Source organism: Deltaproteobacteria bacterium (genome assembly GCA_009692615.1).
In the GTDB taxonomy this organism is placed as follows: domain Bacteria; phylum Desulfobacterota; class Binatia; order UBA9968; family UBA9968; genus DP-20.
Map to the genome: position 1 here is coordinate 1 of SHYW01000002.1, position 19,972 is coordinate 19,972.

A 19,972-nucleotide genomic window follows, 5' to 3' on the forward strand; every position below is an offset into this window, starting at 1 on the left:
GTGCGGCCTCAACCACGGTGATCTCGCTGCGATATACTTGTTGAATTACGTCTAGTCGTTTCTCGTCTTTCATTGTCAGGGTTGTCATCCTTCCACCCTGACATAATTACGTTGCCGTTAACCCCTGACATAATCACTTTGCTACAACAGTTACAAAAAATTATTTCGCGCGTTAAAGAATCAGCCACAACACCAGCGGAATCGTCAGTAGCGAGAGAAACGTGCCGATGACGACGATGGAAGCGGCAAGCGCCGGATCCTGGCGGTATTTTTCGGTGAGGACGAAATTGATCACGGCGGCGGGGAGCGCGCCGTAGAGCAGCAAGACTTGGCGGTTGACGCCCTGGGCGCCGATCAAATAGACCGCGACATTGGCGGCGGCAAAGCCGCCGACCATGCGCACTAGCGCGCCGCCCAGCGCATGGCCCCATTGCAGCGATTCGACTTCATGGAGACGATAGCCGAGGCTGATCAGCATGAACGGAATCGTCGCTTGGCCGAGCAAGCCGATGGGCTGGAGCAAGATTTCCGGCAATTTGATTTGCAATAAATTAAACCCTAGCCCGGTGAGGGTCGCGTAGATCAGCGGCAGGCGAAAAATTTCCGTCCAGTTGCCGCGGCCGTTCAAAATATAAATTCCCAGCGAGTATTGGAGAAAGGTGATGATCACGAACAGCAGCGTCGCCCGCTGCATGCCGGCCGGGCCGAAGGCGAACAGCGCCAGCGGTATGCCCATGTTGCCGGCGTTCATGAACAACGCCGGCAGGGCGAAGCCGCGGGAACTGAATCGAAAGAGCAAAAAATAAATCCGGATCAGCAAGCCGACGCCGGCGAAGATCAGCAAAATGCCGCTCAACAGTACGCCAATGTCGCCGGCGTAGAGCGGTTTGCTCGCCAGCGAACTAAACACCAGCGACGGCGTGCCCAGGTAGACGATCAGCTCGGTAACGGAGGTTAGATTGATTTTTTTCCAATGGGCGAAAACGAAACCGGCGGCGATCAACAAAAAGACCTGCAGGACCGGAGAAAGGGGCTTTAAAATTTCCATGAAAAAAATATGCTGCTCAGAGCGTTGCTAACATAACCAAGCTCAGAGTTTCGCTGAACTCGATGGCGGCGCCAAAGTTGCTGTGGGTCAGAACCGCGTGGCGGCGATGCAATAGACTGCGGGCGAATAAGGCCAAGGCTGACAAGGTCAAGGCGAGCCACAGTCCTTTGCGTCCGACTAAGTAGACGGTCAGACCGAGGGTCGCCAGTGTCGTCACTACGAGATGCCAGAAGCGGACGTTTTCAGCAATGCGCCGGGGCGTTTCTGCGCAACGGTCATGGTAGCCATAGATAAAAATCACCAACGCCCAACGCGCCAGCGCCGGCGTCAGCAGCAAGCTCATGGTCAGTGTGTCATCCAAACTGTTGATCGCGCTGACTTTGAACAGAATGATAAAAATGATCGTTACCAAGCCAGCAATTTTTTCACCGGAGTTATCAGCGCGCGCGGGATTATTGACGAATGCTTCGACGGTCTGCTTGATGCCTTCGAGCGGTGCGCCGCCGGTGGCGATTAGTAATATCGCAACTAAAGAGACGCTAAGAATCTGCGCATCGATGTAGGTACTCAGTCCGTAGTTGAGTAGCGCCAAAATAAAACCGAGAGCGATGCCGACCATGGGGAAATACACCGCGCCGCTACCGATCGATGACGGCGTCGGCTGAATCACATTTATGCGGCCCCAAACCGTGAGATATTTGAACGCCGCGATCAGGCTTTGCATGCCACTCCTTTTCCCTTAGTAGTGGTGAGCTGTCAACCTTGGCGGAGCGATTTCAGCGAACTTTCACGGGGATTTGCTCCCGCCCCCAAAAATCATTTTTTTTGCATTAACTATCAACGGCTTAGCGGCACTCTTGAGCTTTACTTTTGGGGGCCATTCCGGTACTATTCAAAGCGGTTGTAAGTCTTCCTAAGTCCACAACTTTTCAAGCAAAATTTCCAACTCGGCGATGGGTGAAAATGGCTGATCCAAAAACTCCAGCGGAGATCGAATACGGCGCGGACAACATCAAGGTTTTAGAAGGCCTTGAAGCGGTGCGCAAACGGCCCGGCATGTATATCGGCGACACCAGCGAGCGCGGTTTGCATCATTTGGTTTATGAAGTCGTCGACAACTCCATCGATGAAGCTCTCGCCGGCCACTGCGACACCATCGAAGTCACCATTCATATCGATAACAGCGTCACCGTGGTCGACAATGGCCGCGGCATACCCGTCGATATGCATTCCACCGAAAAGATTTCCGCTGCCGAAGTGGTGCTCACCAAACTCCATGCCGGCGGTAAGTTCGACAAGAATTCGTACAAAGTTTCCGGCGGCTTGCATGGTGTCGGTATTTCCGTGGTCAACGCGTTGTCGGAAGCCTTGGAAATTGAAATCAAACGGGACGGCAAGGTTTATCAACAAAGTTATCGACGCGGCGATCCCCAAGCACCGCTCAAAGAAGTCGGCAAAACCAAAGAGCGTGGCACGCGAGTCACTTTCAAACCGGACAGTCAGATCTTCGAGGTCAGCGAGTTTAGCTTCGATATTCTCTCACAGCGCTTGCGCGAATTGGCGTTTCTCAACCGCGGCATCAGAATCACCATCGACGACGAACGGTCGCAGAAAAAACATGAATTCGTCTACAAGGGCGGTTTGCTTTCCTTCGTCGAGCATTTGAACCGCGCTAAGAGCGCGATCCACGCCAAAGTGGTTCATTTCGAAGGCGAGAAAGACGGCGTCGAAGTCGAAATCGCCATGCAGTGGAACGATGGTTACACGGAAAACGTTTTTTCGTTCTGCAACAACATCAACACCATCGAGGGCGGCACCCATCTAATCGGCTTTCGCTCGGCGCTGACCCGTTCGATCAACAGCTACGCGGTTAACAGCGGCCTGCTCAAAAAGGACGAGGAGAATCTCCAGGGCGACGACGTGCGCGAAGGATTGACCGCGGTGATCAGCGCTAAGGTTCCCGAGCCACAGTTCGAGGGGCAGACTAAAACCAAGCTCGGTAACAGCGAAGTGAAGGGCATCGTCGAAGCGCTGATCAATGAGAAGTTCGGCAGTTATCTCAGCGAGCATCCAGCCGACGCGAAAAAGATCGTCAACAAAGGCGTCGAAGCGGCAAGGGTGCGTGAAGCGACGCGCAAGGCCAAAGACTTAGCGCGGCGCAAGGGCGCGCTGGATTCCGGTTCGTTGCCGGGCAAGCTCGCCGATTGCCAAGAACGCGACCCGGCCTTGAGCGAACTCTATCTGGTCGAGGGCGATTCCGCCGGCGGTTCAGCGAAGCAGGGACGCGACCGGCGCAATCAAGCGATTCTCCCGCTCAAGGGTAAAATTTTGAACGTCGAGAAGGCGCGCTTCGACAAAATGCTCTCGTCCCAAGAAATTCGCCTGATGATCACCGCCTTGGGCACCAGCGTCAAAGAAGATTACGACCAAGCCAAACTGCGTTACCATTCGATCATCATCATGACCGACGCCGACGTCGACGGTTCGCATATCCGCACTTTGCTTCTGACTTTTTTCTATCGCCAGATGCCGCAGCTGGTCGAGAAAGGTTATCTGTTCATCGCCCAGCCGCCGCTCTATAAAATCAAAAAAGGTAAAACCGAGCGGTATCTCAAGGACGAGGCGATGCTCGAAGATCATCTGATCGAGCTCGGCACCGAAGGTGTGCGCGTGCGCGGCGGGCAAGCCGGCAATGGCAATAACGGCCTCACCGGTCAACCGTTGCAAGCCTACGTGAAAAGAGTTGCCCGCTGGGAAAAGTTGCTAATCTCCATTGGCCGTAAGCGAAAAAACCGCACTGTAGTTGAAGCGCTGCTGTTCGAAGATGGTTTCGGCGAGGAGACATTAAGAGACCGAGCGGCGCTGCAAAATTTAGAGAGCCGTTTGGCCGCCTACGTAGCTTTGACCGCGCCCGAGCAGGCGCCGCTGTCCTGTGCTCTCGACGAAGACCCCGAGCATAACTGTTTCAAGCTGGTGGTCACCACGCGCAGCAACGGTACCGGCTATCAAACTGTCATCGATCGCGAATTTATCACCGGCGCGGAATTCAAAGAGATCAAAAAACTGTTCGAAGAGTTGTCCGTCATTGGCGTCACGCCCTACGCCATCGAAGATGGCGACAGCAAGACGCAGCTCAAATCCTTTGGCGAGATTCTCGCCTACGTCAAGGAAGGCGGCAAGCGCGGGCAGTATATCCAGCGCTACAAAGGATTGGGCGAGATGAACCCCGAACAACTCTGGGAGACCACGATGAATCCCGAGACCCGGGTGCTCTTGCAGGTGCGCGTCGAGGATGCGGTGGAGGCTGATTTGATTTTTTCGACCTTGATGGGCGACGAAGTCGAGCCGCGCCGTAAGTTCATCGAAGATAACGCCCTGACGGTGAAAAACTTAGACGTCTAGTGCATCGGCAGAATTTTTAAACGCTGCTCCGAGAAACCCATCACGCAGTTAAGTTAGCGAGCATTCATGGAAGCGACTATCAGACCGCAAAAGGTTCCGGTTTACATCGAAGAAGAGATGCGCGAGTCGTTCATGGCCTACGCCATGAGTGTCATCATCAGCCGGGCGTTGCCCGATGTGCGCGATGGACTGAAGCCGGTGCATCGGCGCGTGCTATACGCCATGTACGATGCCAGCAACACTTCGGATAAGCCCTACAAGAAGTCCGCCCGTCTGGTCGGCGACATCATGGGTAAGTATCATCCCCATGGCGACACGGCGATCTACGACACGATCGTGCGCATGGCCCAGGACTTCAACCTGCGCTACCCGCTGGTCGACGGCCAGGGAAATTTTGGCTCCATCGACGGCGATAATCCCGCCGCCATGCGTTACACGGAAATTCGCATGACCCTGTTGGCCGAGGAGATGCTCGCCGACATTGAAAAAGACACCGTCGACTTCGTCGCCAATTACGACGATTCGCTCAGGGAGCCGTCGGTGCTGCCGTCGCGCATTCCCAATTTGCTGATCAACGGCTCCGCCGGTATCGCCGTCGGCATGGCGACCAACATTCCGCCGCACAATTTAAGCGAAGTGATCGATGCCTTGGTGGCGCTGGTGGACAATCCCGACATGACGATCAAGCAGTTGATGCGCCATATCCCCGGTCCGGACTTTCCCACCGCCGGTTTCATTCATGGCCGCGAACCGATCATCCGCGCCTACCATGAAGGCAAGGGCATCATTCAGATGCGCGGCAAGGCGTTTACCGAAACCGTCAAGCGCACCGGCAAAGAGCAGATCATCATCAGCGAAATTCCTTATCAGGTGAACAAGAAGCGGCTGATCGAACAGATCGCCGAGCTGGTCAACGACAAAAAAATCGAAGGCATCGGCGATCTGCGCGACGAATCGGACCGCGACGGCATGCGCATCGTCATCGAGCTCAAGCGCGACGCCATCGCCGAGATCGTTTTGAACCAGCTGCACAAACATACCGCGCTGCAAGAATCCTTCGGCATGAACATGCTCGCCATCGTCGACGGCAAGCCCAAGCTGCTGACGCTCAAAGAAGCGCTCAAGTGTTTTCTCAACCACCGCCGGGAAGTGGTCACTCGGCGCACCGCCTACGAACTGCGCAAGGCCGAAGAGCGGCTGCATATTTTGGAAGGCTTTCGCATCGCGCTCGACAACCTCGACGCGGTGATCGCGTTGATCCGCAATTCCGCCGACGGTAAAGCCGCCAAAGACGGCTTGATGAGCACCTTCGCGCTGAGCGACTTGCAGGCCCAGGCGATTCTCGATTTGCGATTGCAGCGCTTGACCGGCTTAGAGCGCGACAAGATCATGGAAGAGCACCGCGAGACTGTCGACCTGATCGCCAAGCTCAGGGCGATTCTCGCCGACGAGAACGAGATCTACCGCATCATCGTCGGCGAGCTCAAAGAGATCAAGAAGCAGTATGGCGACGAGCGGCGCACTCAGATCGTCGATCACTCCGATGATATTTCGATCGAAGACATGATCGTCGACGAAGATATGGCGGTGACGATTTCCCACGAAGGCTATATCAAGCGCAATGCCGTGACGCTTTATCGCGCCCAGCGGCGCGGCGGTAAGGGCAAGATCGGCACCACCACCAAGGAAGAGGACTTCGTCGAATATTTGTTTATCGCCTCGATGCATTCCTACATTCTGTTTTTCACCACTGTCGGCAAAGTGTACTGGCTCAAGGTCCACGAGTTGCCCCAGGCGAGCCGGGCGGCGCGGGGTAAGCCGATTATCAATCTGCTCAATCTCGAAGCCGGCGAAAAGGTTTCGGCGTTTCTCACCGTGCGCGAATTCCAAGAAGGGCGCAACATCGTTTTCGCGACCAAAAAAGGCTTGATCAAGAAAACCGAGTTGATGGCCTACGCCAATCCGCGCGCCAATGGCATCCGCGCCATCGGCATCGAGGATGGTGACGAAGTGATCGCGGTGCGGCTCACCGATGGCCAGCAGGAAATTATTCTCTCGACTGCTGCCGGCCAGTCGATTCGTTTCAAAGAAGAGCAAGTGCGCTCCACCGGGCGTGGCACCTTCGGTGTTGTCGGTATGCGTCTTGACCCCGACGACCACGTCGTCAGCATGGAAATTTTGACCTTCGGTTTCGATGTCCTGTCGGTGGCCGATGGCGGGTACGGCAAGCGTACCGAGATGACCGAGTACCGGCTCCAGTCGCGCGGCGGCAAGGGCATCATCACCATGAAGACGACGGACAAGACCGGTCCGGTGATCGGCGTGCAACAGGTAACCACCGAAGACCAGCTCATGTTGATCACCAATATCGGTAAGATCATTCGCCTGCGCGTCAAGGACATCCGAGTCATCGGCCGCAACACTCAAGGCGTGCGTTTGATCGAACTCGAAGAGGGCGAGCGAGTGGTCTCGCTGGCGCGCTTGGCCGAAAAAGAAGAAGAGGAAGACGAAGCCGGTCCGGTTGACACTGAGCAATAGCCGGCGTTGGTGTTGGCAGTTGCGCGCGCCATGATCTGGACGATTTTCTAAAATCAGTATGGCTAGGGAGATTGGAGTCGTCGGCGCCGGCGGGTGGGGCACGGCGCTGGCCAAAGTGTTGGCGGACAAGGATGACCGGGTCGCGCTTTGGTGCCACGGCTCTGAATGCTTTCGCGATATTGCCGAACGGCGTGAAAATCGTCTCTATCTGCCTGGCATCGAGCTTCCCGCCAATGTGACGCCGACCCAGTCGTTGGCCGCCGCGGTTACCGCCAAAGAGTTAGTGATTTGCGCCGTGCCGTCCCACGCGGTGCGTGAAGTTTTTACCGCCGCGGCAGTGCAAATCGCGCCCGAGACGATATTGCTTTGCGGCACCAAGGGATTGGAAGAAGGAACGCTGGGCACCATGGGCGAGCTGTTCGGCTCGATTTTCGGCCCGGATAACCGCAACCGGCAGGCTTTTCTTTCCGGGCCGACCTTCGCCATCGAGGTGTCGCGCGGCCTGCCGGCGGCGGTGACTGCTGCCGCTTACTTCGAGTCGGTGGCGAAGACCGTGCAGGAAATCTTAAATACGCCGAGCTTGCGAGTTTATACTTCGACGGACGTGGTCGGCGTGCAGATCGGCGGGGTGGTAAAAAATATTATCGCCATCGCCGCCGGCATCAGCGATGGTCTGGGGTTGGGGCAAAATGCGCGGGCGGCGTTAATTACCCGCGGCTTGGCCGAGATGACGCGTTTAGCCACCCGTATGGGTGCGGAGTCGATGACCCTTGCCGGTTTGCCGGGTTTGGGCGACCTGATTCTTACCTGTGCCGGCGACTTGAGCCGTAATCGTGGTGTCGGCTTGCAGATCGCAGCCGGCAAAAGTTTGGCCGAGATCACCGCCTCCACCCGGAGCGTGGCGGAAGGCGTGCGCAATACCCGATCGCTGTTCTTATTGGCAGAGAGCTTAGGCGTGGAGATGCCGATCGTCGAACAGATGCACGCGGTGCTTTATGGAGCCAAGGCGCCGGCAGCGGCGGTGCGCGATCTCATGCAGCGTTCGTTGAAATCTGAGGCGGGCTAATATCGCCGGCAAAATTGACTTCGGCGAGCCGGTATGGTTCAAATAGCGACTTGGCCGCGCTGGCGGCCCGAGGGAGTATCATTTCTATGAAACGCACTTATCAACCGAGTAACATAAAGAGAAAGCGCTCCCATGGTTTTCTCGCCCGCATGGAAACCCCCGGCGGCCGCAATGTGATCCGGCGGCGGCGCGCCAAGGGGCGGAAAAAGCTCACGGTCAGCGTGCCGCCCAAACGGATACGCACCTAAGCCCGGCCCATGTCCTTGAGCGGCAGTGAGCGGTTTCCCAAAACGGCCCGCCTACGAAAACGGCCACAGTTTTTGCAACTGTCACGCACCGGCAGCAAGTTTCAATCGGTTAATTTTGTCGTGATCAGCAGGGTCAATGACGGTGCCGAAAGCCGCTTGGGGATCACCGTGAGCGGCAAGGTCGGCAATTCCGTCGTGCGCAATCGGATCAAGCGTCAGGTGCGGGAGTTTTTTCGCCGCCGCCGCGGTTCATTGCCGCTAGCAGCGGACTACCTCGTCATCGCTCGCAACGGCGCCGCGACTCTGGCCAACCATCTGATCGCCGGCGAACTGGAGCGGGCTTTTTCAAATCAACGAAGCCGGCGTAAAGCGTGAAGCGTATCAAGCAAATAACAGGAAACCTGCTCGGTCTGCTGCTGCGTGGCTATCGCCAAGGAGTATCGCCGTGGCTGCCTGCCGCCTGCCGCTTTTACCCTAGTTGTTCGGCGTATAGCGAAACTGCCATTCAAAAATACGGAGTCCTTAAAGGAATTTTTTTCGGCTTGTTGCGTATCGCGCGCTGCCATCCCGGCAGTGACGGCGGTTACGATCCGGTGAAATAAATTTGATCCATGGATAAACGCGCGCTCATTGGCATCGCTCTATCGGTAATGGTGTTGGTCGGTTACCAGGAGTTCATTAGTTATTATTATGGCCCGCCGCCGGTCGCCGAACCGGCGCCGACCGCCGCCAAAAGCGCGGAGCCCACGGCTGCGCCAGCACCGGCCGCGGCCGCAGTCGCCCCAGCGGCGGTTGCGCCAGCCCAGGTGCCTGCCGGTCAGCCGGCCAAAGAGATCACCGTCGAGACCGACAATTATACTGCGGTGTTCACCAGCCATGGCGCGCGGCTCAAGAGTTTTAAGTTCAAAAAATATCGCAGCACGTCGGACCTCAAGAGCCCGCCGTTTGAAATCATCACGGCCGGCGTGCCGTTGCCTTTGGGTGTCGGCTTGGCCGCGGCCGACGACGGGGCGATCAATTATTCGGTTCAAGGCGCCGATCTAAATTTATCCGGCGATGCCAAAGGCACCGTGATATTTTCCGGCCAGAGTGCCAACGGCACGGTAGTTACCAAAACCCTGAGCTTTTCCGGCGCCAAGTATGCCATCGGTCTCGAGGTCGCAGTCAAAGGGGCTGAAGGCGCGGCCATGGCGCCGGAAGTGTTGCTGACCGATAGAAGCGATCACAGCGTGGTCAATCATGATGCGCCGTTTGAGGGTTTCATCGCCCTGGTCGATAACAAGATCAAGCGCGAAACCGCTGCCGATGCGCTCAAGGGGCACGAGTTCAGCGGCGATGTCTCCTGGGCCGGCTTCGGGCACACTTATTTTTTCTTCGCTTTGCTGCCGGAGAATGGCGCCCAGCATAAATTTTCCGTACGCCAAACCGGCGCGGCGCTGACGGCGTCGGTGGGCGGACCGGCGACCAGCGGCCGCTACACATTATTTATCGGCCCGAAGGATTTCGACCTGCTCGAATCCATGGGCAAAGGTTTCGAGCGTGCCATCGACTTCGGCTACTTCGGTTTTGTCTCCAAGCCGCTGCTTAATATCCTCCATTTCTTCCATCGCTTCACCGCGAGCTACGGCGTCGATATCATCATTCTGACGATCCTGATCAAGCTTCTAATGTGGCCGCTCACCCACAAGAGCATGGCGTCGATGAAGTCGATGCAAAAGTTGGCGCCGCAAATGGAAAAGCTCAAGGAAAAATTCGCCAACGACAAAGAACAGCTCAACCGTGAAATCATGGAGCTCTACAAGCGCAACGGCGTCAACCCGCTGGGCGGCTGCTTGCCCATGGTGTTGCAGCTGCCGGTGTTTTACGGGCTCTACAGCGTGCTCGGCACGCCCATCGAACTGCGCCATGCGCCGTTTCTATGGATTCAGGACCTGGCCCGGCCGGATTGGGAATCGTTGCCGTTCATTTTCAATGACTGGCATCTCGGTGTGCCGATTCTGACGATTCTCATGGGCGCGAGCATGTTTTTGCAGCAGTGGATGACGCCGACGGCGGGGGATCCCAATCAGCGCAAGATGATGATGCTGATGCCCCTGATGTTTACTTTCATGTTCGTGTCGTTTCCCGCCGGTCTGACGGTTTACTGGCTGGTCAACAATGTCCTCAGCATCGTCCAACAGTATTGGATCAACCGTAGGTAAAGCTAGGCGATTTTGAGAAAGGTTTAAGTCATGGATTTTGTCGAAAGCGAAGGCGATAGCATCGACGCCGCCATCGAAAACGCGCTCCAGCAGCTCGGTGTCCAACGCGACAAAGTGACCGTCGATATTATCAGCGAAGGACGCAAAGGGATTTTCGGCTTCGGCGCGCAAAAGGCCAAAGTGCGGGCCGAGCTGAGAACTAAAAGCGTTGCGCCCAAAGCGCCGGCGGTGCCGGCATTGGAGCGGCGCCGGGAAGAAGAATTACCGCAAGCTGTGTTAGCGGAACCGGCCGCGCCCGTCGATCAATCGGCGGCGATTGAGAAAACCCGCGCCGTGCTGTGCGAAATTCTCAAGCGCATGGGGATCGCCGCCACGGTGGAACAAAAGAGCGCCGCCAATGGCGCCGAGATTATCCTCGAAATCAAAACCGAGGAGAGCGGTCTTTTGATCGGCCGCAAAGGTCAGACGTTGGAAGCTCTGCAGTATCTAGTCGAGCGCATCGCCGGCGAGCGCCAGAGCGGCGAAGGCGCGCAGATTATCATCGATATCGAAAACTACCGTGAGCGGCGCCGCCGTTCTCTCGAAGACATGGCGTTGCGGCTGGGAGAAAAAGCTAAGCGGCAGCGTAAGACCGTCACCGTCGATGCCCTGGACGCCGCCGACCGGCGCGTGGTTCATGCGGCGCTGCAAGACGATCCCTGGTTGACCACCCGCAGCCTCGGCCAAGGTCCGTATCGACGCTTGTTGATCATTCCCGAAGGGGATCGAAAGATCAAAAACCAAGCCGCGCCGGGCGCTCAAGAGCCCCGTGACGGGCGGCCGCAAAGAGAAGCTCCTAAGGCCGCGGCACCGCAGGAACCGGACGAAGAGAGCTGAGCGGCGCGCCGAAATTACTAATCGACGTTGACAGCGGCGCGATTGACCCCAGCAGGTCGCTTCTCTATAGTCATGCCATGATTGAACGCCGAAAAACCCGACCGTTACAGATTGGCAAGCTCACCGTGGGCGGCGACGCGCCGATCACCGTGCAGTCGATGACCAAGACCGACACCCGCGATGTGCGCGCCACGGTGCAGCAGATCTGGTCCTTGGAAGCCGCCGGCTGCGACATCATTCGCTGCGCCGTGCCGGTACGCGAAGCGGCCGAGCAACTGGGCGAGATTAAAAACCGCATCCGCATTCCGCTGGTCGCCGACATCCATTTCAATTACAAATTAGCTTTGATCGCCATCGAGCAAGGGGTCGACGGCTTGCGTCTCAACCCCGGCAACATCGGCGCGCGCAAGTATGTCGAAGAGGTGGTGAAGGCGGCGTCGGAAAGAAAAATTCCTATCCGCATCGGCGTCAACGCCGGCTCGCTGGAAAAAGATCTGCTGCAAAAGTACAACGGCCCGTCGGTCCAGGGCATGGTCGAAAGCGGCCTGCGCCACATTCATATCCTTGAAGACGTCGGCTACCGCGAAATTAAAATTTCACTCAAGGCCTCCGATCCGTTGATGATGATCGAAGCCTATCGCGCGCTCGCCGATCAGGTCGATTATCCGTTTCATCTCGGCGTCACCGAAGCGGGCACGCCGACGGTGGGCACGATCAAATCGGCTGTCGGTTTGGGCACCTTGCTCGCCGAAGGCATCGGCGACACGATCCGGGTTTCGCTGGCCGCCGATCCGGTGGAAGAAGTGCGTGTCGGGCGGGAAATTCTCAAGGCGCTGGGTCTCAAGAAAGATGGTCTGACCTTCGTCGCTTGTCCGTCCTGCGGCCGGGCCGATGTCGATCTGGTCGGCCTGGCGAAAAAAGTCGAAGAACGCATGTTGCCCTACAGCAATTTGAATCTCCACGTCGCGGTGATGGGCTGCGAAGTCAACGGTCCGGGCGAAGCGCGCGCCGCCGATCTCGGCGTCGCCGGCGGCAAAGGCATCGGCCTGATCTTCAAGCGCGGCGAAGTGATTCGCAAAGTTCCCGAAGCTGAAATCGTCGACGCGCTGATGCAAGAAGTGGAAAAGTTCGCCGCCGAAAAAGCCGCCGAACAAAGCGCCGCCGCGGATGCGTGATTTCGTCTCTCTCGGTTTGACTAACCGGCAAATGAGAAAACAGTTTCCACCACGAAGGACACGAAGAGCACGAAGGTCGGAGCATTAATTATTTGAACCCTTCGTGTCCTTTGTGCCTTCGTGGTGAGGTCGGGTAATACGAACCATTTATGCGTTGGAGCAAAACTCTCATACCGACATTGAAAGAAGTGCCGGCGGACGCGGAAGTCATCAGCCATAAACTGCTGGTGCGTGCCGGTTATATTCGCCAAATCAGCCGGGGCATTTATGATTATTTCCCGCTGGCGCTAAAAGTCATCCGCAAGATCGAAAACATCGTGCGTCAGGAAATGGACCGCGCCGGCGCGCAGGAACTGCTCATGCCGATCTCTTCTCCCGCCGAGCTTTGGCAGGAGAGCGGCCGCTGGGAATATTACGGTAAAGAACTTTTGCGCTTCAAAGATCGCCACGAACGAGATTTTTGCCTCGGTCCGACCCATGAAGAAATTATCACCGATTTAGTGCGCCGCTCGGTGCGTTCCTACCGCGAGCTGCCGATGAATCTGTATCAGATTCAAACCAAATTTCGCGATGAGGTACGGCCGCGCTTTGGCTTGATGCGCGGCCGAGAATTCATCATGAAGGACGCTTACAGTTTTCACACCGACATCGACGACTGCCGGCGCGAGTATGAAAACATGTATCAAACCTACAAGCGCATCTTCACGCGCTGCGGTTTGAGCTTTCGTCCGGTGGAGGCCGACACTGGCGCCATCGGCGGCAGCCTATCCCATGAATTCCAAGTGCTCGCCGAGTCCGGTGAAGACGCGATCGTCAGTTGCAACAGTTGCGATTACGCGGCCAACGTTGAGAAAGCCGAGATCAAAGCGGGTCAGCCGGCAGGACGTACCGTCGGTGAGGAAGCGCCGCCGTTGGAAAAAGTTTCGACGCCGGGGAAAAAGACTGTTCCCGACGTAGCGGGCTTTCTAAAATTATCCGCTGAGCGTTTCATCAAGACGTTGGTCTACAAAACCGACGGCGATGAACTCATCGCGGCGCTGGTGCGCGGCGATCATGAAATCAATGAACTCAAGCTGCGCACGGTGCTTGGCTGCCGCGAAGTGGCTCTGGCCGATGAGACCGCCGTGGCTACTGCTACCGGTGTGGTGCCAGGCTATTTAGGTCCCATCGGTTTGAAACTGCGTGTGCTCGCCGATTTGAGCGTGCAAGGGATGCGCGGCGCGGTGACCGGCGCCAATGAAGCTAACGCGCATTATGTCCAAGTCGATCAAGAGCGCGACTTTACGCCGTCGGCATTCGCCGATTTGCGTTTGGCCACCGCCGGCGATCCCTGTCCGCGCTGCGCGGGTGGCAAGTTGGAAGCCCACCGCGGCATCGAAGTGGGCCAGGTTTTTTATCTCGGCACCAAATACAGCGAGAAGATGAGCGCGACGTTTCTCGACGCCGAAGGTCAGGCGCGGCCCATCGAGATGGGCTGCTACGGCATCGGCATCAGCCGCATGGTGGCGGCGGCGATCGAACAAAATCACGACGCTAACGGCATCATCTGGCCGTTTTCCATCGCGCCGTTTCAAGTTTTGGTTTTGCCGATCAATTACCTGGAAGAAAAGTTGCGCGACGCGGCGGATAAGCTGTATGGAGAATTGCAACAAGCCGGTGTCGATGTTTTGCTCGACGACCGCGACGAGCGGCCGGGGGTGAAATTCAAAGACGCCGATCTGGTCGGCATTCCATTGCGCATCACCATCGGCGCGAAAAGTTTGGACAAAGGTTGCTACGAGCTACGCCGGCGCCGCGACGGCAAGACCGAAGAGATCGCCGTCGGCGACGCGGTGCAGACGATTAAAAATCTGATCGCCCAAGCTTTGTAAATTTACACCATGGCTTCCAAGCTCGAGCTAGTGCGAAAACGGGGTTCCATGCGCGACCGTTTGATCGTCGCGCTGGATGTCGACTCCTTGGAGCAAGCCCAGAACATCGTCCGGCTGCTCGCCAAAGAGGTCGGCATGTTCAAGATCGGCAAGCAGCTTTTTACCCATGCCGGGCCCCAAGCGGTGCGTTTGATTCAAGAGCTGGGCGGCGAAATCTTTCTCGATCTCAAATTTCACGATATTCCCAACACCGTCGCCAAGGCGGCCATCGAAGCGACGCGCTTGGGCGTCAAAATGTTCAACGTGCATGCCTCGGGCAGTTTGGAAATGATGCGCCTGACCGTCAAGGAAGTGCGCCGGGTGTGCCGCCAAGAGAAACGGCGCCAGCCGATCATGCTGGCGGTAACCGTGCTGACCAGTTTGAATCAGGACGATCTCAAGCGGGTCGGCGTTGAAACCCAGGTCGCCGCGCAAGTCGTGCGCTTGGCCGCGCTCACCCAAGAGGCCGGCATGGACGGCGTGGTCGCCTCGCCCCAGGAAGTGACCGATATTCGCGCGGCGTGCGGCCGCCGTTTCATTATCGTCACGCCCGGCATTCGCCCGGCGGAAACCCAACACAACGATCAACAGCGCGTGATGACGCCCCAGGACGCCGTGCGCGCCGGCGTCGATTACATCGTCGTCGGCCGGCCGATTATTGAAGCGAAGGATCCAGTCGCCGCGGCGCGGGCGATCGTCGCCGATATGGAACTGGCCAAGTAGCCGCGCTTTCGCGCGGCATTGCTGATTTCAAATTACAGATTCCAAATTCCAGATTTTCGACGGGCTAGGTTTTCCAGGTGCGATAGAAATGATTTACCGGGCTGTGGCCGGCGCCGATGGAGAAGCTCGACTGAATCGCTTGAGTGATAAATTTTTTCGCCAGCGCGACGGCGCGGTCGAGCTTTTCGCCTTGGGCTAAATAGACCGCGATCGCCGCCGAAAACGTGCAGCCGGTGCCGTGGGTGTTCTTGGTTCGAATGCGCGGCGCGGACAATTCATAAAACTTCTTGCCGTCGTAGAATAGATCGATGGCCGGCCCTTTGAGATGGCCGCCTTTGATGACCACGGTTTGCGCGCCCATTTTTACGATTCGCCTTGCCGCTTCTTTTATTTCTACCGTAGTTAGCAATTTCATGCCGGTGAGTTCTTCGGCTTCGGGAATATTGGGTGTGACCACACTCGCCAGCGGGATCAGTTTGTTGCGCAAAGCCGCGACGGCGTCTTTTTGAATCAGCAAATCGCCGGAAGTGGCCACCATCACCGGGTCGACGACGATGTTTTTCAAGCGATGCTGGCGAATTTTTTTTACGACCATGTCGATGATCGCCGTATTGGCAAGCATGCCGGTCTTGAGCGCATGGGCGCCGATGTCATCGATGATTGCGTCGATCTGCGCGCCAATTAATTTCGGACTGAGCGCCAAGACTTGAGTGACGCCGACGGTATTTTGCGCCGTGATCGCAGTGATCGCCGATGTGCCGTAGACGCCCAGCGCCGCGAAAGTCTTCAGATCGGCCTGAATCCCCGCGCCCGCGCCGGAGTCGGAGCCTGCGATGGTCAATACTTTACGAATAGCTTTCATTAATTTCAATCGTAGCAAAGCAGGCACGAGGTTGCGAATGATCTTCCATTGACCGACCTTTGTGGCCTTGGCGGGCTTGGCGCGAGATCATTCGAGATACGTTTGCCGCGTTGCGTCACTGTGGTAAATACTCTTTCAGATTAAAGGCATTGGGGTTAATGCGCAAAATTTCCGTAATCTTAGTCTATTTGTGTGTTTCTCTCGTCAATTGGACAGACGCGCTTGCCGCGGCGGCTAGGCCCAAGGTGGTCATCGCGCATGCGGCGATGAATTTCCGCGTGGCGCCGCTCTGGGTCGCGCAGGATCAGGGCTTTTTCAGTAAGTACGGTATCGACTCGGAGATTATCTACATGCGCGGTGGGCCGACGCTGATGTCGGGCATGTTGTCCGGCGACATTCAGATCGGCTGGACCGCCAGCTCGATCCTCGCGCCCATCGCCGAGGGCGCCGATTTTGTCGTCGTCGCCGGATTCAACAATCGGGTGACCGACGAATTGATCGTCCGACCGGGCATCAAGCGGCCGGAAGATTTGCGCGGCAAGCGTTTCGGCGTGCAAAGCATCGGCGGCGGCGGTTGGATGGGCGCCATGCTCGGCTTGGAGTCGTTGGGCTTGGAACCGAAGCGCGACGATATTCGCGTACTGGTCGTCGGCGACAACACCTTTCGCAGTCAAGCGCTCGAAGCCGGCTCCATCGACGCCACCGTGCTCGACGGCGCCTTCAGCCGCAAAGCGAAGAGCAAAGGTATGATTTCGTTGGCCGATTTTTCTCAGGCCAATTTGCCGATGATGAATCATCTGGTGGCGGTCAGAAGAACTTATCTGCAGCGCCAGCCGGAGATTGTCGAAAATGTTTTGCGCGCGCTGGTCGAAGGCTTGGCGTTTACCTGGTCGGCGAAAAGCAAAAGCGCGGTGCTGAAAAGCGTCATGCGCCGGCTGCGGATCACCGAGATGAATATCGCCGAAGACGGCTATCAAGAATTACTGACCCGCGGCGGCCTGGAAAAGAGGCCCCATCCTTCGCTTGAAGGTGTGCGCAACGTGCAGCGCCTGATGACGACCAGCAACCCACGCGTCGGCGAGGTTAAGCTGGAGGAGATCATCGACCGCAGCATCATGCGCAAACTCGACGACAGCGGTTTTATCGACCGGATGTATGGGGTTTATTCGGCGAAGTGATTGTAGATTTTATCCTCGAATTTCCTGCCGCGCTGGGACTGGGAACGGAGATATAACCACGAAATACACGAAAGGCACGAAAAAATAGGACCGGAGTTTTTTTCGGATTTCGTGTGTTTCGTGGTTAACCTTCTTTGACTATAGGCAAACAGGGGAATCATCATGGGAAAAACGGAAACCGCGCTGGCGCAGTTCGTCTTAGACTTTCCGACTGAAAATGTGTCGGCGGAGATCATGCATTTAGCCAAGCGCTGTTTGATGAACTACGCCGGCGTGGCGCTATACGCGACCCTCGATCCGTCGATCAACATCATGCTCGATTTCCTGCGCGCCGAAGGATGCACCGAGCAAGCGACCGTTGTTGGCAGCGGGTTGCGCACTTCGGCGCAGAACGCGGCGTTGGCAAATGGTTTCTTGGGACACTTCGAGGATTATGACGATACCCATTCAACGGTGATCCATCCCACCGCACCGATCTTGCCGGCGGCGCTGGCGCTGGGCGAGCAGCGCGGTATCAGTGGGCGAGAGTTGCTCGCGGCATTTGCCGTCGGCGTCGAGGTCGCTTGCCGCATCGGCTTGGTGATCTACAAAAACTTTCGCGACGGCGCGGCGCACTGGCATATCACCAACACCTGCGGCGTGCTCGGCGCCGCCGCCGCCGCGGGCCGCCTGCTCAAACTTACTGAACAACAAATGGTTTACGCCTTCGCCATCGCCGGCACCCAGGCGAGCGGCGTGCGCGAGGTGTTCGGTTCCATGTGTAAACCCTTGCACGCCGGTAAAGCGGCGCAGAACGGTTTGGTCGCCGCGCTGTTGGCGCAGCGCGGCTTCACCGCCACCGACGGCATCTTCGAAGGCGAGCGCGGCCTGGTCGGCGTGATGGCCACCGGACACGACATTACATCAGCGACTAAAGATCTCGGTAGTCATTGGGAGTTGCCGGCCAACGGACTCAAACCTTACGCCTGCGGCGTCGCCAATCACGCCTTCATCGACGCGATGATCAAGCTCCGCCAAAAGCCCGGCGTGTCCGCCGACACCGTAAAACATATTCAAGGCAGCGTGCTCGCGGCTGCGCCCGCGCTAGTGCGCCGCCGTCATCCACGCACCGGCACCGAATCGAAATTCTGCTACTACCATTCCATGGCCGTAGGATTTCTCGACGGCCAAGCGCTGCCGGCCCAGTACACCGACGCCCGCGCCGTCGACCCGCTAGTCGCATCGATCCACGATCGCATCGATATCAGCGAAGACCCGTCTCTGCCGCGCTGGACTGTGAGCGTGACTGTCGAGTTGAACGATGGCACGAAATACACCGAACGGATTCCGCATCCGACCGGGATGATGGACACACCCATGAGCGACGCGATGGTGCAGCAAAAATTTGACGGGTCAGCGGCTGCGGTGATGGGCGCGGAGAAAGCGGCGAAAGCGCACCGCGCGTTGTGGGAAGCTGATAAGCTTTCGGATGTGCGCGAGTTGATGCCGTTCTTGATGAAGTGAGCGCGCGGCAGCGACGTACGGCGTCATATGAACGTCATAACTCAACAATCAAGGTCGGGATGCAGGGTCAGATTTTTTTCCATACTTTCTCGAAACACGCGAAAGTTACTCGCCGATCGCTCCGACAATCGTGCCGCGGCCATCTTTGGGCGGGAAGTTTGGGCCGCGCAGCTGAGCCATTGTCATTTTGTTGACGTGGTCGATGATCGAGGCGAACGCGCGCACCGAGCGGCTCATGCCTTCGGCGGGAACCATCTCGGGGGTGTCGAGGCTGGTGTGGTAGACGACGTGGTTGATGATGTGGATGGACGGCGCGTAGTTGCCGTTCTTGGGGCCGTCTTCGACGCCGTAAACCGACACGCCGAAGTCGCGCAGCTGCTCGAAAGCCATTCTCTCAAACTCCGCGCTACCCAAAGCGTTCCACCGCGCAGAGCTCATCTGGTTGGTCGCGGTTAAATCAGAATTGTACATGTAGAGGAGCGTCTCGGAGGGATGCTCCATGGTGAGCTTGAGCGCGACCTTGCTCCAATTGTAAGTCGCGTCGATGCCGACGTCTTTGCGGCCGCGGGCAACTTCGCCATGGTGATGATCGGGAAACTGAATGAACACCATGGTGCGCGGACGCTGCGCCTGCGGTATCGCCGCATAGTGGCGCGCTAATTCCAGTGCGCCGGCCATGCCGGAATTGTTATCCGTCGCGGCTTGGAAGTAGCCGTCGGTGTGCGTCATGATCACGATTTGTTCGTCCGACGCGCCTGGCAGAGTGGCCATTGTCCACGCGGTCTCGACGTTGGTCACCTGCGGAGTATTCAAGTGCAGCGTGAAAATAATTTTCTCGCCGGCGCCGAGCCGGTCGCGCAGAGCGAAGCCTTCGTCCTGGCTGACGGTCATCTGCGGAATGTTGCTGAGTCCGCCTTCGGGTTGGAATTGGCCGTTGCCGGGGACCGCAATGACGTTGATCACCATGGCGGCGCCGAGTTGCTGCGCGCGCGCATTGGCATTGAACAAACCGGCGCGATCGGAAGCCGAATGGCTACGGCCGCCGGGAACGAAGGTGCTGTAGATGATAACGGCCTTGCCTTTGACATCGCGGCCGAGAAAATCAGCCTGGGCGCCGATGCCAACCCAAATCGCTTCAGCGCTAATGCCGCTGGCGCTCGTTCCTTTGGTACCTGACACTGGGAATGCAGTCGCGAGTTCGATCTTGTTGCCGTTCGCTGTGGTGTAACTAGCGTTCCAACT

Annotated in this window: 17 protein-coding genes; 13 read left to right on the forward strand and 4 right to left on the reverse strand. The window is 57.3% G+C overall.

Features of this window, described 5'->3' with window-relative positions:
* Positions 1 to 172: 172 nt before the first annotated feature.
* Together EXR70_00530 and EXR70_00535 are read right to left on the reverse strand one after the other, a co-directional pair.
* Complete coding sequence (locus tag EXR70_00530) at positions 173 to 1,048, reverse strand: AEC family transporter (GenBank protein MSP36958.1); 876 nt, start codon at positions 1,046 to 1,048, stop codon at positions 173 to 175.
* Between the two features lie 16 nt (positions 1,049 to 1,064).
* A complete protein-coding gene (locus EXR70_00535) occupies positions 1,065 to 1,772 on the reverse strand; it encodes a hypothetical protein (GenBank protein MSP36959.1) in 708 nt (235 codons plus the stop codon).
* A gap of 239 nt (positions 1,773 to 2,011) precedes the next feature.
* Here EXR70_00535 and gyrB point away from each other — a divergent pair, with 239 nt between their 5' ends.
* From gyrB to EXR70_00590, 11 genes are all read left to right on the forward strand, one after another.
* A complete protein-coding gene (gyrB, locus tag EXR70_00540) occupies positions 2,012 to 4,450 on the forward strand; it encodes a DNA topoisomerase (ATP-hydrolyzing) subunit B (protein ID MSP36960.1) in 2,439 nt (812 codons plus the stop codon).
* A 66-nt stretch (positions 4,451 to 4,516) separates the two neighbouring features.
* Positions 4,517 to 6,988, forward strand: a complete 2,472-nt coding sequence (gene gyrA, locus EXR70_00545; protein MSP36961.1) for a DNA gyrase subunit A — start codon at positions 4,517 to 4,519, stop codon at positions 6,986 to 6,988.
* Between the two features lie 58 nt (positions 6,989 to 7,046).
* Positions 7,047 to 8,054 (forward strand): NAD(P)-dependent glycerol-3-phosphate dehydrogenase, encoded by a 1,008-nt coding sequence (locus EXR70_00550; protein ID MSP36962.1) that lies wholly within the window; start codon positions 7,047 to 7,049, stop codon positions 8,052 to 8,054.
* A gap of 86 nt (positions 8,055 to 8,140) precedes the next feature.
* Positions 8,141 to 8,302 (forward strand): 50S ribosomal protein L34, encoded by a 162-nt coding sequence (gene rpmH, locus EXR70_00555; protein MSP36963.1) that lies wholly within the window; start codon positions 8,141 to 8,143, stop codon positions 8,300 to 8,302.
* A gap of 9 nt (positions 8,303 to 8,311) precedes the next feature.
* Positions 8,312 to 8,677 carry a ribonuclease P protein component gene (rnpA, locus tag EXR70_00560; protein MSP36964.1) on the forward strand — a complete coding sequence of 122 codons (366 nt, stop codon included), beginning with the start codon at positions 8,312 to 8,314 and terminating at the stop codon, positions 8,675 to 8,677.
* A 14-nt stretch (positions 8,678 to 8,691) separates the two neighbouring features.
* Positions 8,692 to 8,904, forward strand: coding sequence for a membrane protein insertion efficiency factor YidD (gene yidD / locus EXR70_00565; protein ID MSP36965.1), 213 nt, complete (start codon positions 8,692 to 8,694; stop codon positions 8,902 to 8,904).
* A 9-nt stretch (positions 8,905 to 8,913) separates the two neighbouring features.
* Positions 8,914 to 10,503 (forward strand): membrane protein insertase YidC, encoded by a 1,590-nt coding sequence (locus EXR70_00570; GenBank protein ID MSP36966.1) that lies wholly within the window; start codon positions 8,914 to 8,916, stop codon positions 10,501 to 10,503.
* Positions 10,504 to 10,533: 30 nt separating this feature from the next.
* Positions 10,534 to 11,379 (forward strand): KH domain-containing protein, encoded by an 846-nt coding sequence (locus tag EXR70_00575; GenBank protein MSP36967.1) that lies wholly within the window; start codon positions 10,534 to 10,536, stop codon positions 11,377 to 11,379.
* Between the two features lie 77 nt (positions 11,380 to 11,456).
* Positions 11,457 to 12,554: a flavodoxin-dependent (E)-4-hydroxy-3-methylbut-2-enyl-diphosphate synthase gene (locus EXR70_00580; protein MSP36968.1), complete on the forward strand. Its 1,098-nt coding sequence runs from the start codon at positions 11,457 to 11,459 to the stop codon at positions 12,552 to 12,554.
* Positions 12,555 to 12,703: 149 nt separating this feature from the next.
* Positions 12,704 to 14,425: a proline--tRNA ligase gene (locus tag EXR70_00585; GenBank protein ID MSP36969.1), complete on the forward strand. Its 1,722-nt coding sequence runs from the start codon at positions 12,704 to 12,706 to the stop codon at positions 14,423 to 14,425.
* Between the two features lie 48 nt (positions 14,426 to 14,473).
* Entirely contained in the window at positions 14,474 to 15,187 is a 714-nt protein-coding gene (locus EXR70_00590) for an orotidine-5'-phosphate decarboxylase (GenBank protein MSP36970.1), read from the forward strand.
* A gap of 64 nt (positions 15,188 to 15,251) precedes the next feature.
* Here EXR70_00590 and thiD read toward each other — a convergent pair whose 3' ends face one another.
* Positions 15,252 to 16,049 (reverse strand): bifunctional hydroxymethylpyrimidine kinase/phosphomethylpyrimidine kinase, encoded by a 798-nt coding sequence (gene thiD, locus EXR70_00595; GenBank protein MSP36971.1) that lies wholly within the window; start codon positions 16,047 to 16,049, stop codon positions 15,252 to 15,254.
* A gap of 158 nt (positions 16,050 to 16,207) precedes the next feature.
* On the opposite strand from thiD, the gene EXR70_00600 reads away from it, so the two are divergent.
* Positions 16,208 to 17,227, forward strand: coding sequence for an ABC transporter substrate-binding protein (locus EXR70_00600; protein ID MSP36972.1), 1,020 nt, complete (start codon positions 16,208 to 16,210; stop codon positions 17,225 to 17,227).
* A gap of 162 nt (positions 17,228 to 17,389) precedes the next feature.
* The gene (locus EXR70_00605) at positions 17,390 to 18,730 is read left to right on the forward strand and encodes an MmgE/PrpD family protein (protein MSP36973.1); all 1,341 of its coding nucleotides are present in this window, start codon (positions 17,390 to 17,392) and stop codon (positions 18,728 to 18,730) included.
* 105 nt (positions 18,731 to 18,835) lie between these two features.
* Here EXR70_00605 and EXR70_00610 read toward each other — a convergent pair whose 3' ends face one another.
* A complete protein-coding gene (locus tag EXR70_00610) occupies positions 18,836 to 19,909 on the reverse strand; it encodes a M28 family peptidase (GenBank protein MSP36974.1) in 1,074 nt (357 codons plus the stop codon).
* Between the last annotated feature and the right edge of the window lie 63 nt (positions 19,910 to 19,972).